Source organism: Pantoea sp. At-9b (assembly GCF_000175935.2).
In the GTDB taxonomy this organism is placed as follows: Bacteria; Pseudomonadota; Gammaproteobacteria; order Enterobacterales; family Enterobacteriaceae; genus Pantoea.
Genome location: NC_014841.1, coordinates 1 through 13,865, shown reverse-complemented (window position 1 = coordinate 13,865; position 13,865 = coordinate 1). Strand labels below are relative to the sequence as shown.

Annotated in this window: 15 protein-coding genes; 8 read left to right on the top strand and 7 right to left on the bottom strand. The window is 51.3% G+C overall.

The features are described 5' to 3' along the window. Positions 1-7: 7 nt before the first annotated feature. The gene (locus PAT9B_RS27375) at positions 8-217 is read left to right on the top strand and encodes a YdgH/BhsA/McbA-like domain containing protein (RefSeq protein WP_013512529.1); all 210 of its coding nucleotides are present in this window, start codon (positions 8-10) and stop codon (positions 215-217) included. Between the two features lie 68 nt (positions 218-285). Here PAT9B_RS27375 and PAT9B_RS27370 read toward each other — a convergent pair whose 3' ends face one another. Next, positions 286-1,026, bottom strand: a complete 741-nt coding sequence (locus tag PAT9B_RS27370; RefSeq protein WP_013512528.1) for an SDR family oxidoreductase — start codon at positions 1,024-1,026, stop codon at positions 286-288. A 137-nt stretch (positions 1,027-1,163) separates the two neighbouring features. Beyond that, positions 1,164-3,440, bottom strand: coding sequence for a TonB-dependent siderophore receptor (locus PAT9B_RS27365; RefSeq protein WP_190274701.1), 2,277 nt, complete (start codon positions 3,438-3,440; stop codon positions 1,164-1,166). Positions 3,441-4,168: 728 nt separating this feature from the next. On the opposite strand from PAT9B_RS27365, the gene PAT9B_RS27360 reads away from it, so the two are divergent. The 3 genes from PAT9B_RS27360 to PAT9B_RS27350 all read left to right on the top strand — a co-directional run bounded on the left by PAT9B_RS27360 (position 4,169) and on the right by PAT9B_RS27350 (position 6,550). Further along, positions 4,169-4,438 (top strand): hypothetical protein, encoded by a 270-nt coding sequence (locus tag PAT9B_RS27360; protein ID WP_013512526.1) that lies wholly within the window; start codon positions 4,169-4,171, stop codon positions 4,436-4,438. A 107-nt stretch (positions 4,439-4,545) separates the two neighbouring features. Then, positions 4,546-4,962, top strand: coding sequence for an Exc2 family lipoprotein (locus PAT9B_RS27355; protein ID WP_013512525.1), 417 nt, complete (start codon positions 4,546-4,548; stop codon positions 4,960-4,962). Positions 4,963-5,308: 346 nt separating this feature from the next. After that, positions 5,309-6,550 (top strand): OFA family MFS transporter, encoded by a 1,242-nt coding sequence (locus tag PAT9B_RS27350; RefSeq protein ID WP_013512524.1) that lies wholly within the window; start codon positions 5,309-5,311, stop codon positions 6,548-6,550. A gap of 23 nt (positions 6,551-6,573) precedes the next feature. On the opposite strand, the gene PAT9B_RS27345 is transcribed toward PAT9B_RS27350, so the two are convergent. Continuing rightward, a complete protein-coding gene (locus tag PAT9B_RS27345) occupies positions 6,574-7,458 on the bottom strand; it encodes a LysR family transcriptional regulator (protein ID WP_013512523.1) in 885 nt (294 codons plus the stop codon). 133 nt (positions 7,459-7,591) lie between these two features. Here PAT9B_RS27345 and gstA point away from each other — a divergent pair, with 133 nt between their 5' ends. After that, entirely contained in the window at positions 7,592-8,197 is a 606-nt protein-coding gene (gstA, locus tag PAT9B_RS27340) for a glutathione transferase GstA (RefSeq protein ID WP_013512522.1), read from the top strand. Between the two features lie 55 nt (positions 8,198-8,252). Here gstA and PAT9B_RS27335 read toward each other — a convergent pair whose 3' ends face one another. Both PAT9B_RS27335 and PAT9B_RS27330 read right to left on the bottom strand, forming a co-directional pair. Next, positions 8,253-8,600 (bottom strand): cupin domain-containing protein, encoded by a 348-nt coding sequence (locus PAT9B_RS27335; protein WP_013512521.1) that lies wholly within the window; start codon positions 8,598-8,600, stop codon positions 8,253-8,255. A gap of 26 nt (positions 8,601-8,626) precedes the next feature. Then, complete coding sequence (locus PAT9B_RS27330) at positions 8,627-9,526, bottom strand: LysR family transcriptional regulator (protein WP_013512520.1); 900 nt, start codon at positions 9,524-9,526, stop codon at positions 8,627-8,629. 167 nt (positions 9,527-9,693) lie between these two features. Here PAT9B_RS27330 and PAT9B_RS27325 point away from each other — a divergent pair, with 167 nt between their 5' ends. Continuing rightward, positions 9,694-10,674, top strand: a complete 981-nt coding sequence (locus PAT9B_RS27325; protein ID WP_013512519.1) for a LacI family DNA-binding transcriptional regulator — start codon at positions 9,694-9,696, stop codon at positions 10,672-10,674. An 85-nt stretch (positions 10,675-10,759) separates the two neighbouring features. On the opposite strand, the gene PAT9B_RS27320 is transcribed toward PAT9B_RS27325, so the two are convergent. Further along, positions 10,760-12,121, bottom strand: coding sequence for an RHS repeat-associated core domain-containing protein (locus PAT9B_RS27320; protein WP_223300540.1), 1,362 nt, complete (start codon positions 12,119-12,121; stop codon positions 10,760-10,762). Positions 12,122-12,421: 300 nt separating this feature from the next. Between PAT9B_RS27320 and PAT9B_RS27315 the strand changes: the two genes are divergently transcribed. Together PAT9B_RS27315 and PAT9B_RS27310 are read left to right on the top strand one after the other, a co-directional pair. Beyond that, on the top strand, positions 12,422-12,631 hold the full coding sequence (locus PAT9B_RS27315; RefSeq protein ID WP_013512517.1) for a DUF1471 domain-containing protein: 210 nt from the start codon (positions 12,422-12,424) through the stop codon (positions 12,629-12,631). 283 nt (positions 12,632-12,914) lie between these two features. Beyond that, the gene (locus PAT9B_RS27310; protein ID WP_013512516.1) at positions 12,915-13,124 is read left to right on the top strand and encodes a glycine zipper domain-containing protein; all 210 of its coding nucleotides are present in this window, start codon (positions 12,915-12,917) and stop codon (positions 13,122-13,124) included. 62 nt (positions 13,125-13,186) lie between these two features. Here the strand turns inward: PAT9B_RS27310 and PAT9B_RS27305 are convergent, their stop codons facing one another. Beyond that, entirely contained in the window at positions 13,187-13,846 is a 660-nt protein-coding gene (locus PAT9B_RS27305) for a DUF2625 domain-containing protein (protein ID WP_013512515.1), read from the bottom strand. Positions 13,847-13,865 lie beyond the last annotated feature (19 nt).

Below are 13,865 nucleotides of genomic sequence, written 5' to 3'. Positions count from 1 at the left end.
AATGACCATGAAATCTATCAAAACTTTCGTTGCAGTTGCGGCTCTGTCACTGGTTTCTTTCGGCAGCTTCGCACAAAGCATTACCGCTTCCGCTGCAACGCTGGACGGTGCAGAAGCTAAAATTGCCGCTCAGGCAGCCCAGCAGGGTGCGCAGTACAAAATTACTGAAGCGAACACCAACAACCGTGTTCACATGACCGCAGAACTGTATAAATAACGGATGGTCGTACAAGGAAGTACCGTCAGAGGCCGCCGCAAGGCGGTCTTTGTCGTTTGGTCTGCCGCTCAGTGACGTACTAATCCGCCATCAACCGCATACTGACTGCCGGTAACATAAGCTGCATCATCAGATAATAAAAACAGCGCGACGGCCGCGGCTTCTGCTGCCGTGCCCACACGTTGCAACGGAACCTGACCCACCACAAAATCTTCAAACTGCTGTCGTGCCGTTTCAGGCATAAAATGACGAAAATTGGTTTCGATCGGTCCGGGTACCAGCGTGTTGGCGCGAATATTCCGGGCAGCAAGCGCCGATGCCCAGCTCTTAACCATCGCCACCACAGCGCCTTTGGTCGCTGCATACAGGCTGGTCATCGCTGCGCCCTCATAAACAGAAGAGGAGGCAGTGACGAGTACCGATGCGCCAGGATTGAGCCAGTCTGAAAGGCGGGCAAGTTGCAGCATCGGACCACGAACATTGGCGTTCATCATGCGGTTAAACGCATCGGCGGTAATGGATTCTGGCGGGCCAACCTCCGCATAACCGGCGTTTAACCACAGCGCATCGAGTTTGCCCCAGTTTTCCACAGCGCGGCCGAGCGTCGCGATGTCTTCTTCACTCGCCGCATCGCTGCGCAGTACCAGCGACGATGCCGGTAACCGTTCACGGGCTTGCTTGATGCGTCCTTCATTCAGTCCGGTGATGGCAACGCTGCCCCCTTCGCTAACGATACGTAAAGCCCCGGCCAGGCCCATCCCACTGGTGCCGCCGGTAATCAGCACCCGTTTGCCACTAAAACGGCCCATGTTCCTCTCCCTTTCTGCAAGACGTGCTTGAAAAATAGCTGATTTCACCGCCGACGGCTTAAAAGGATGTGCGGTGATCAGAAAAACAAAACCCCGTACCATCGCGGACGGGGTTGAGGATGACAGGCGGCCTGATATCAGAAATGCATACCCAGCTCCATATAATATGTCCGGCCCGACTCATTATAAGTCCGTGCCCCTGCTCCATAGGCGTAGGTGCCGTTGGCACCTGATGTCAGGGCGTTGCCTGCGCGGAAATGGCGTTTATCCAGCAGGTTATCGATACCCGCCGTGATATCGATATTCTTGTTGATGTTGTAAACCGCACTGGCACCAAAAATTGCGTAGGGAGAAACCTGCCATTTCTCGCTGCCAGAGGTGTCATCGCCCTGCGAGTTATATTTGGGTGGTTTTTGTCGGCCATACCATGTCATGGTTCCCTGCACGGAGAGGGCGCTGGTCGCCTGCCAGTCCAGTGTGGAGTTGATGGTATATTTCGGGATGATCGACAGATAATCACCAGAGGTTTCGTTTTTATTGTCGATGATCCAGGTGAAATTGTTATTCATCGTCAGGTTTTCACTGATCGGGAAGTTCAGTGTGCCTTCCAGCCCCTGAACGACCGATTTTGGTACGTTCTCCCACTTGTAAATATTTGACGTGCCGTTGCTGTACTCCGGTGAGTAACCTGCCTCAATTTTGTTGTGGTAATCGTTACGATACCAGGTCAGCCCTGCCTGCACCCCTTCATGATGGTACTCGATGCCGATCTCTTTATTGACGCTGGTTTCAGCCTTCAGATCCTTATTCCCCTGCAAATAGCAGCTGGTGGAGCTGGCGTAACAGCCGTTACCACTGCTGTAGAGCAAATAATTGGGATTGGTCTGGTACAGGTTCGGGGCCTTCCAGGCACGGGCAATACCCATTTTCAGGGTGAAGTCATCCCCCAAATCCTGCGACAGGTTCAGGGAGGGACTGATATTGCTGCCAGTGTAGGTTTGATGATTGAAGCGCAATCCCGGTGTCAGGCGAGTGGAATCGGTCAGGTCAATATTATCTTCGGTGTAAACCCCGTAGATGTCGGCTGAGCTGTAGATGCTCCGCCCGGAACTGGCGACCCCCTCCACCTCAGAAGTATTCGCCAGGGTATTGGAGGTGGGATCTTTCATCGTCTGATGATTCATTTCCGCACCAAAGGTGATGGTCTGACTGACCCACCAGTCAAAGGGAATATTCACCTCGGAATGCAGGTTGGTATCGTTCAGATCGATGGTAGAAAAGCCTTCATCCGTGGTACTGAACAATCCTTCCAGGCCGCCGGACAGCCCCTCATTGAGTCGTTTATTACGGGTTTTCTCGAACTGAATATAGTTATTGGTCGTTACGCCGTTGTCCCAGGCACCGGTATATTTCAGGGAAAGCGTCTGACGGTAAATAACGTTGGTTTCTTTGCCGTAGTTTTCCTTTACCAGCGTGCTACTGTTGGTGTTTTGCGTATCACCGGCATAAAGATTACCCTGACGACTGTAGCCGGCATTCAATTCCAGCGCCTGCATCGGCATAAATTCCCAGCGCAGCACGCTATTAATATTTTTATTGATCACCCCTTCACGGCCCGCCGGGACCATACCCGCGTATTTACCGGTACGTTCCGCTTCATGCCCGCTGTTAATATCCTGTGCATCTGCCTGGGTTTTACTCCAGTTACCGTACAGACGCAGGGTCAGATTATCCGCCAACGCGCCACTCAGGCTGGCGTTGTAACGCTTGGTGGCCCCTTCGGATTTGTGTTCCGGCACGTTGTAGTAGGTGTTGAAATTACCATGCCACTCTTTTTCCGCCGGTTTGGTGATGATGTTGACTACACCTCCCATGGCACCGTTGCCATACAGGGCCGCTGCCGGACCACGGATGACTTCGATACGGTCAATCATTTCGGGGGGCACCCAGTTGCTGTCTCCGCGGGTATCACGTTCGCCGCGCCATCCATAACGTACCGAGTTACGGCTACTGACCGGCATTCCGTCAACCAGAATCAGCGTGTTCTCCGGTCCCATACCGCGAATATCGATTTGGCGGTTATTACCGCGTTGGCCGCTATTGGAGTTACCCGTCAGATTCACGCCGGGCATGGTGCGGATCAGTTCAGAGACATCACGTTGGATGGGGTGTTTTTTGATGGCTTCGCTGTCGATGATGGAGACACCGGGTGCTTGCAGAGTCTGCTCGCGAGCCGTCACGACCAGGGTATTGTCGTTGCTGCTTTTCTTATTGCTGATCGCCAGTTGGTCATTCTGGTCTGGCGCGCTGGTTTGTCCCTGTTGTACTGACGCTTCGTCTGCAAATGCCAGGGACGTTCCCAGGCTACACGCAATAAGAGCAGCCAGTAGCGAATATGAGTATGTCGTTTTCATCATGATATTTGTTACCTGTCCGTTGCCAACAATATAAATGAAAACGCGAACTATAATGAGAATTATTATTGATTACAATGAAGGTTTTTTATTGATCGATGAACGCCGGGAATAAATGCCATAACCTTATTGTTTTGGTGGTTAACGGTTCGGCAGCAATAGCTGATGAGGGCAATATACAGAGCTGAAATAGTAATTAACCGGGAGTAATGAGCAACGGCATAATTATATATCAACAGGCCACGGCTTTATTATTTCAGTTACCAGCGACCCCACCAACAGGGTGATAAGTTCAGAAATCCAGTCCCCCTGCTTTGCCCGGTCTGACCACATAAACGCTTCAGAATTCTTCATGATACATCTTAGGGACAATCCGTCATGATCTCCGGGTTACATAGACCGGTATCAACCGATGCTGGTGTCTACAGCCGTTCCTTGAAAGCGCGCGAATCCCCCGGAATAAAGCAACTACCAGATTTAGTAGTGACAATAGCCACCGTCCGAAATCCAGTGCATACTGGGCCTCGCTGCCATTTTCTGCTGGCAGTAAAGGTTGTATAACACATAATCCAGTCTTAATTTTCCTTACGGAATATTTACATTTCCTTTTCGATATTCTTATTATGGGGAGTACCCCCACTGAGCTGATAACAAGCGTCTGACCACAATGGTCTGAAGGCGCGAGGCCATTCGTTTAGCAGACAATCTTATCCAGGGGAAGGGAAGGTATGGGAATTTCACAGGCAAAACTGATTACTTTGCGTCGTATGCAAAGTGGTACTAAACACCGGCTACGGGGTGATAAAGCCATTGGGCTGGAAATGAAATGTGATTTTGAAATTGAGGTACGCAAACGAAGGGATATTACCTGCCGGAGTTTGGCGTCATTAATGCGGTCGGGGCTGATTGAATTCATTGCCTCTCCGACAGATATGTCACGCTATTACGAAGTCAGGTTAACGGAAGAGGGCGAAAAGGTGGTGAATGACAACAGATAAGGCCACCTGACGGATCCCGACCAGCACCCTCGGGTGCTGGTTTTTAGCCCAACATGGCTGTTGTAATTTAATGAAAAATATGATTTTTTTAAAAAGGATGCTTTTGAATGAATGGAAATGTAGGTATTTTGAGTATCGCTGCTTTATCCCTCCTGTTACTGAGTGGTTGTGCACAGACAGATTCCAGTGCGAAACGCCACGCGATTAAGTTTGTCTATACGGTTGAAGATTCTGATCCTAATTTCATGATGAACAGAGCGGATTCGATCCGCATGGCGACGCCTTTTTTTGAACAGTTCTGGCAACTGGGCAAAAAAGACCGCACGCAAGGCATCTCCAGCGCTGATGCGCAGAAAAGAGTCAGCTATTTCCATAGCGATGAGTTCATAAAATCCATCAGTGGAACATCACGATTTGCGGGCAAAGAGTACAAAGACAATGCCAGTTTATCACCACGCTGGCGTAACAATATGTCGGAGGCTGTCGCACAAACCTATATGGATGGATATCTCGGCAAGGAGTAATCAACCCGCCTGATGGTGCCCGGTTGAGCTTGACCGGGTATCCGTCATCCCGTCAATGTCAGGGGGACACCCCGTGGCAAAATCGCTATCAGGAAGCCGTCCATCTGAACCCTGCGAAGCATCATTCAGGAGGCATCTTGTGGCTCAGTATTATATTAAGCCTAAGTTTCTCTCTGTTATTATTCATGAAAAATCTCTTCTGATATTTATCTGTTTATTTGTTTCGTTCAATTGAAGTGAATTTATGCCTTTTTTATAATCAGTGGTGGGGAGGTAAGTAATAAGCATTAATTGGCGTCACCAGGAAATAATTTTAATATCATGGAATGTTGATGAAGAGGTTATCATGAGTAATCGCTGGGTTATTGCAGCCGCAGCTGTGGGTATCCATATTTCTTTGGGATCAGTCTATGCATGGAGCGTGTTTAAAAAACCTTTTATAGATGTGTTTGGCTGGAGTGAATTTGAAGCGGGTATTCCTTTTGGTCTGGCTATCTTCGTACTGGGAATATCTGCGGCGATCATGGGGCATGTGGTTGAACGGCGAGGGCCTCGTTTGTCGGGCTTCATTTCAACATTTTTGTGGGTTGCTGGCCTGTTGGGGGCAAGCTTTGCCACCTCAGAGATGGTGACTGACAACAGCCTACGGTTAGGGGGATTACTGTTTTCCTGTCTGGTCGGCGGCGTCGGTTTGGGTACGGGTTATGTCACCCCGGTTTCAATGCTGATGAAATGGTTCCCTGACAGGCGTGGTCTGGCGACCGGACTGGCAATTATGGGGTTCGGCTTTGGGGCTTTTGCAGGTGGACCGATTATGAGTTTACTCATCGCCTCAATAGGTATTTCTCAGACATTTTTCATTCAAGGGGTCGTTTATGCCGTCATCATGTCGATTTCCTCCTCTTGCCTGAAGTTACCGCCAGAAAACTGGCAGCCTACTGGATTAAACATAAAAGAGGGGAAATTACCTGCGCAAGGCGTTATACCCATGTCGGCCAATGAAGCTGTCCGTACTCGTTGTTTTTTTGGTTTGTGGCTGATGATGTTCATTAATATTACCTGTGGTATCGCGCTTATTTCTGTGGCGTCTCCCTTGGCTCAGGAAGCCACCGCGATATCAGCGATAGCGGCGGGATCGCTGGTAGGGATGATCGGCTTATTTAATGGGTTGGGTCGAATCCTGTGGGCATCCTTCTCCGATATTATTGGTCGCCCCAATACCTACATTATCTTTTTTATTCTGCAAATAGTCGCGTTTTGGCTGCTGCCCGGTTTGCATGATGTTTTATTGTTTGAAATCGTTCTGCTGCTGATCATTACTTGCTATGGCGGCGGATTTTCCACGTTACCTGCCTACATTGGTGACATATTTGGTTCCCGCCAGGTCAGTGCTATCCACGGATATGTGTTAACCGCCTGGGCGTTAGCGGGACTGGCGGGTTCTTCGGTATCCTCGTTGCTGCGACAAAGTACCGGGAGTTATGAGGCGATGATGCAGATGTTTGTCTGGGCATTGGCGCTGGCGTTGCTGGTGTCTGTGGCTACGAAAATCTACCTGTTACGCCAGTTAAAACCGGGGAGAGCCTAAGGGGAAAAGTAGGGTGCAGGCCATCAGCGTCGGTCCGCTGCTTTTCGCAGCTCTTCAATGAAAGCCTGCACCGGACGCATATTTTTACCCGCATCCGAACATACCAGGCCAAATTCCCGTTGAATCGTTGGTGCTAATGGCATTACCCGGAGGCCATGTTGCTCCTCTGGCAAGGTTGATTCCGGCATCAACGCTATCCCCATACCCTCACGCACCAGCACACAGGCGCTGGCCCAGTCGCGCACTGTCACCCGGATGTCCGTCAGGTTCAAACCTGCTTTTTTCATCAGACTCAATCCGTTCACGGCACAGCCACCGGTGGCGAGCACGAAAGGCTGTTCTGCCAGTTCTTCCAGGCTAATCCCGGCGTCACGGGCGCGTCGGCCCAGCGGATGACTGACAGGCAGAACGGCTACCCAGGCGTCGTATCCCAGCATCAATTCCGCCCGACCTGGGGACGGGTTGAGCACCACACCTAATTCCACGGTACCGGAGGCCAGCCATTCTTCAACTTCCTCATCTGTACCCTCTAGCGCAATCAGGTTGATGCCCGGATGGCGGCGCTGGAAATGACGCACCATCTCGGGCAACACCCTTGATATCAGCGACGGAAAGCTTGCCAGGCGAATGCGTCCCTGATGCAGCCCGGCAGTGTCGTCAGCCAGCCTCCGAATCGCATCCAGGCTGGTCAACATCGATCGGGCATGCTCAATAACCTGTTCACCCAGCGCGGTGGCACTGATATTTCGTCGCTCGCGGGTAAATATCTGAAAACCCAGGGAGGTTTCAAGCTGAGCGATCGCCTGGCTGGCACCCGATTGTGTGATCCCCACGCGTTCGGCAGCCCGGGAGATGTTGCGTGTATCGGCAACCGCGGCCAGCAGTTGCCAGTGCAGCAAGTTCATCATTTTATCAGTAGCTCAGCTTATAGTTCGTCATTTAAACATTAATTTTACAGATTAACGCACCTGAGACAAATATGGTCATGCCCACGGCAGTTATTGACGCCGTGCCTATTTTTCCACGCCAGACGGAGCCAACATGAAGCTGTATTACGCCCCTAACACCTGTTCACTCTCCCCGCATATTGTGTTGCGAGAACTGGGTTTACCGTTTGAACCGGTGAGGGTAGATAACAAGACCAAGCTGACCGCCGATGGCCGTGATTTCCGTACTATCAATGCGAAAGGGTATGTGGCAGCACTGGAACTGGCTGACGGGCAAATCCTGACGGAAGGCCCGGCGATCATTCAGTATCTGGCGGATCTCAGACCAGAATGCGGACTTGCTCCGGCTCGGGATACATGGGCCCGTGTGCGTTTGCAGGAATGGTTGAGTTTTATCAATAGCGAAATCCATGCGGGGTCCGCTCCTTTGTTTCGTACCGACTTTCCCGCATCGGTGGAGGCGGTGTTTCGCGCAAGGCTGTTTAGTCGCTTTGATTTCTTGCAGGAGACGCTGAATCAACAGGCGTTTTTGATGGGGGATCGTTTTACCGTTGCGGATGCTTATCTTTTTACCGTAATGAGCTGGTGCACTTTGTTTGCTATTGAGCTGGAGCGCTGGCCCGCTCTGCAAACCTATCTGAAGCGCATCGGCAACAGACCTGCTGTGCAAGCGGCGCTGGCTGCCGAAGCTGAGAAGTAACCCTTTTCCACGACAACCCGCTGCCACTTTACGGAGCCTGGCAGCCTTTTACCTTTCACGCCAAGTCAGGCAGGTCAGTGCGGTCGCCGCGTGTGCTGGGGTGGGAAATAACAATAAATTCTACCGCATCATCGCTGTCGTTTCTGGCCTGATGTTTTGCCTCAGGGGGAATCTCGATGCCTTGTAAAGCAGCGATCGCCTGTTTTTCACCTGCCAGTTCCATGGTCAGTACGCCTTTCACGACGAAGAAAAATTGCCTGGAGACGGAGTGATAGTGTCTTTTTTCCTGAGTATGCGGTGGCATTTTTTCGTGGATAACCAGCATGTCCTGGCGCTTGACCAGATACCATCCGTCGCAGCCTTCACCCCAGACATAGTGCTCGGCATTGTCTTTAGAAATCATCCAGTCCTCTTAAGTTATTTAACGGTTCATAACGCGGTGGAAAATAACAAATCTCGCAACCAGCGATGTCCCGGATCGCGGTGGGTGCGTTCATGCCAGGCGACCGACTTGGTGAAACCTGGAATAGCCAACGGGGGTGCCACGATTTTTAATCCGGTGGTATTCAATGCCAGCCTGCGTGGCACCACGCTAATCAAATCACTCACCCGCAGGATTTCCGGCAGTACCAGGAAACTGCACACGGACAGTGTCACCCGGCGGGAGCGGCCCAGGGTCGCCAGTGCTTCATCGGTGACGCCGTGAAAACTGCCACCAACATAGGACACCAATGCATGATCCTGTGAGCAGAATTCATCTAAAGACAAGACGCCGGAGGGTGCCAAAGGATGATCGGCACGCAGCAGGCAAACGTAATCTTCCGCGTACAGCGTTTTTGCGTGCAATTCGGGCGGAGTGGTTTCCGGGGTGATCAATGCGACATCGACCGCACCACGTTCAAACTGCATCGGCAACAGGTCGTTATTCACCGGTAACACCGCCACGCGGATACCCGGTGCCTGCTGACGTAAGGCGGCCATAAACGGCACGACCACCGCACGTAACGCATAATCTGTCGCGGCGATATTGATGGTCATTTCAGCCGTGGCCGGATCGAATTCACGCGGCTTCAACAGCTCCCCGACTTCCGCAAGGATAGTTTTTACCGGCGCAGCCAGCTCCAGCGCCCGTAAGGTAGGGATAATGCCGCGCTGCGCGCGCGTGAATAACGGGTCGTCAAAACATTCACGTAACCGGGTGAGCATACCGCTGACCGCGGGTTGCGTCAGTGATAACCGTTCAGCGGCACGCGTGACGCTACGCTCATCCAGCAGCGCGTCCAGCGCTTTCAGCAGGTTGAGATCCAGATTCCTGATATCGGTTTTCATGTCATTCACCTGAAGGGTGAGCTAAAGATATTGCGAAAAACTATATCATGGAAAATAAACCCACCCTTGCCGTTATTTCTTATCAGCAAGGAAGTGTCGTGCCGTCAGCCTGAGGTATTTATGGTAGCCTGCATGCCATTAGTTTCTCTGCAGGAAATATTGCCAACATGTCTATCCAAGAAATCGCCAGGCTGGCGGGCGTTTCCGTGGCCACGGTTTCGCGTGTGCTGAACAACAGCGACACCGTAAAGGAAAAAAATCGGGTAAAAGTGCTGGAGGCAATCAAAGAGAGCAACTATCAACCCAACCTGCTGGCACGTCAGTTGCGGACTTCGCGCAGTTCAATGGTGCTGGTGCTGGTTTCTGATATATCCAATCCCTTCTGTGCGGAGCTGGTTAAAGGTATTGAGGAGCAGGCTGAACAAAACGGCTACCGAATTTTGCTGTGTAACTCGGGTTCCGATATCAATCGCTCGCGGTCCAGCCTGCAACTGCTGTCCGGCAAAATTGTCGATGGGGTGATCACCATGGATGCCATCACTACCTTGCCCGAGTTAACCGAGTTGATTGGCTCCACGCCTTGGGTGCAGTGTGCCGAATATGCCGACGCCGGGAATGTTTCCAGTGTTGGCATCAGCGACATTGATGCCTCGCGGCAGTTGATAGGTCATCTGATCAAGAAAGGCCGTCAGCGTATTGCCTTGCTGAACCACGATCTCAGTTATAAGTATGCGCAGCTACGCCAGCAAGGTTATCAGCAGGAGCTGGCAGCCCATCAGCGCGACTGGCAGGCGATCGCTTACGCCAGTGAATTGAGTTTCCATGCGGGTAAACAGGCGATGGCCGATCTGTTAGCGCGCGCAACGCGACCGGATGCGGTGTTTGCCGTCTCTGATACATTGGCTGCGGGGGCGATGTCGGCGATTGAGCAGGCGGGCCTGCGGGTGCCACAGGATATTGCCGTGGCGGGCTTTGATGGCACAGAACTGGCAGAAATGGTTTCGCCGCCATTGACCACCATTGTGCAGCCGTCACGTGATATTGGCCGTAAAGCCTTCACTCTGCTGCTGGAGAAGATCGAACATCCGGATTCTCCGCCGGAGAGGGTGATAATGGACTGGCACCTTGAAGTGCGTGCCAGTACCTGACAACATGATTTGTTGCCTTCAGCCGAGTTTTGTTAACCGGGCTGGCGTCGCCCCTTAATAAGGGCCATTTAACGCAGTAGATCTTTTAATTATGGCGGATACGCATCCATTCACGATCAACCATATTTTTGTTGCCAGCGTGAGTATAAAAAAACCGTGGCTCGTAGCTAAAATTAGCATGTTCGAAGGGATTTCTTAGTGGGTCATAAGGATTTACTGTACCGATACTAAAAAAAGATTCATTTTCACCAAGGCAGGTATTATTTCTTCCAAGCTCAGTCGCAAATGCCCAATAACTACGATCAAAAAGTCGGTTTTCCAGATCTACAGGCCATCTTTGGTTGTATATGACTTGTGACAGCGTTTCTAGTGGTCTGATCGCAAACCCACGGTACAGCGCGGTGACGGTACCCTCGAAGCCTGTGACCGGTTTACCCGTCATTGTCGACATTCTTGCCGCTAAACTTGAAAAGCCGCGTTCCCCAGAATGGCACACCGCCAGGCGAATACAGTCGAATTGCTCAGGATTGATGTGGTATCCATCCAGTAAGTCACGCGCAGTGTAATTATAACCGTTTAACATGAGATATCCTTGCGGCGCTCCGGCAGGATGCTCACCATGACCTAAAATATTTAGACGATGCTGGCCATGGATATTATCTGCAAACATAATTGCCATCATATCATTTGGAGCAATTTCATTTGAAGTCGACCCCGGCGTTCTGCCAAGAGACGCGATAAAATCGAAATTGTTCAGAATGGGTTTATTCCCCACGGGTGGGTTTTGTAAAAGGTTGCGGGCAAAATTAACCCCTAATTGTTCAGCTGCTGCAGCGAAATCCTGCTCCGCAGGGAGTTGCCACATACGTCCATCATCATCCTTAATAGTGACAGGGTTGTTATCGGCCATTTTATATAGATGCAACCCATTTACCGTTCCTTCCGGGTCAGTATTGATCCACCGCATCAGCCAGGGCGCATAATAACGGTACCCGTAATACACCAGGCAGGTAACATCATGCTCCTTACCTGAATAGCGCACCGTTTTATAACGGGCTTCCGTCTGATTGTGCGTTGCCCATAACGCTGTGCCACCAAAGGGGTAATACTGCTCCTGGCTGATGATGTTTCCGTCATGGTCCAGCTCCGACTGGGTGCTGCCGCTACGGTCTGCCACGTTAAATCTCATCTGGTTGTTGTGCACATCTTCCGGTTTGCCTTGCCGCCAGTGCAGAATACGCGTGCTGTTTACGATGACGACCCGCAGATTTTCGGTCTGCCGGTCACCGCTGGCATGGGTCCGGATTTCCAGACCCGGTAGGTAACGTACCTGATTCCGGTGTTCATTTATTTTTTTCGCTAGGCAGGTCGATTTCAGTATACGTGCACCCTCGCGGGCGTAACGGTAGTGCTCGTGGGGCGTACCGGGTTGGGTTGTGTCGGACATTATTATCGTCTCCGGATAGTGGGCCCTCACAATATTCACGTTTATGTCCGCAGAATAGCCGCGCACTGTCGCTATAGGGGCGCTAAACAGGACTTCCCGGTGTCCTGAATACAAGTGATGATCAATAAGGTTCATGCGGTCGGCATTGATACCGCCCCAATGCATGGTGCCTTTTTATTCAATTTATTTGATTGTTTAAAGCAAAACCCTCAGCTTTTACTCCTCTGGTAACAGGTCTATTCTCTCTCATATTGGGGCACAACACCCCATCAACTAAAAATTATCTCTGAGGAAATGACCATGAAATCTATCAAAACTTTCGTTGTAGTTGCGGCCCTGTCACTGGTTTCGTTCGCTAGCTTTGCACAAAGCATCACGGCTTCGGCCTCAACGCTGGACGGCGCAGAAGCGAAAATCGCGGCTCAGGCAAAACAGGCGGGTGCATCATATAAAATCACCGGTGCACGCGTGGATAACGGTGCTTACCTGTCAGCGGAACTGACCAAATAATTGTTGCTGGCAAGCCTGTGAGTACAAGGCCGCCCTCGGGCGGCCTTTTCCGTTTGGTTTTCAGATGCCTAACACAATCCGTGTTTGCCAGCGCCTGATACCCCTGAAGGCTCAATCGAGCGACCGGTTAGCCATTTCTTTATCTGTTTGAAAAGATAACGTATTTATTAACCGATGCTTACAGATCTCCCGATCAATTTGCGCAATTGTTCATTATCCATTGGGATATCAAGCGTTATGCTGTGATCCCGTTCTTTATCAAATTTCAGTGGACTAAATTTACATGCGTAAGCTTTCGATGCTGGTCGTCACGTTGGGCCTGTTGTTGTCTGTTACCTCCGAGGCGCAGGCTGCGGGCTGTCTGAAAGGCGCCGCGGCTGGCGCAGCGGTCGGGCATCTCAAGCATCATGCTGTGATTGGTGCTGCGGTAGGTTGTGTAGTGGGTCATCATCTGGCCAACAAGAAGCAGGCAAACGCGGCAGAAAAACATTGATTTGTCATCAAGAGGGGCCAAAGGCCCCTCTTATGCAAGCGGGGAGTGAAATACTCGCAGACTTAGCGCTGATTAAGGCCCTGTGCTAATTCGTGAGAAAGCGCCCAGTGTTCCGCAATCGCTATCCTGGAACGCTTGCGCTGCGCCAGTGGCAATGTCGGTTCGGTCCACAGAAAAGGGAAAAAAGCATAAACGTCGTTACCGCTGAGTGAGGCAATATCATCCCGCCATCCTTGCCACCGTACCGTCTGATAAAATATCTCCAGATCACCGTTGAATGCCCACTCCAGAAAACCTGAATAACCCATCCCGAGGCTTTCCCATGCAAGGGAATCCGGTGCGAAGTAGTATATTCCCCCCTGATCGTCACCCAGCTCGCCACCATTGAGGGCGAAGAAGCCACCCGATGCATCATCAGCGATGAGCAGGGCCTGCAAAGCAGGGGATAGGGAGCGTGTCCAGGCGACGGGGTTGCGCGGTAATTGTGGATGACCAGAACCCAGAATACGCAGCCATCCTCCATCAATTAACAACCCGCCGGTTTCGTAAACGACGGCTCCCAGCGGGGAGCGCGTGGTTACCTGGAGGTCAATTAAAGCCTGAGCGGCGAGGTCGTTATCCTTAACCAGAACGTCGACGCTGTTGGTGGCAGCCGCCAGCCATTGTTGCACGATGTCCCACCCTGGCTCCTGGCGATTAATTAATGCATCCAGCCCTTTCATTACGACTCCCATGAAGTTT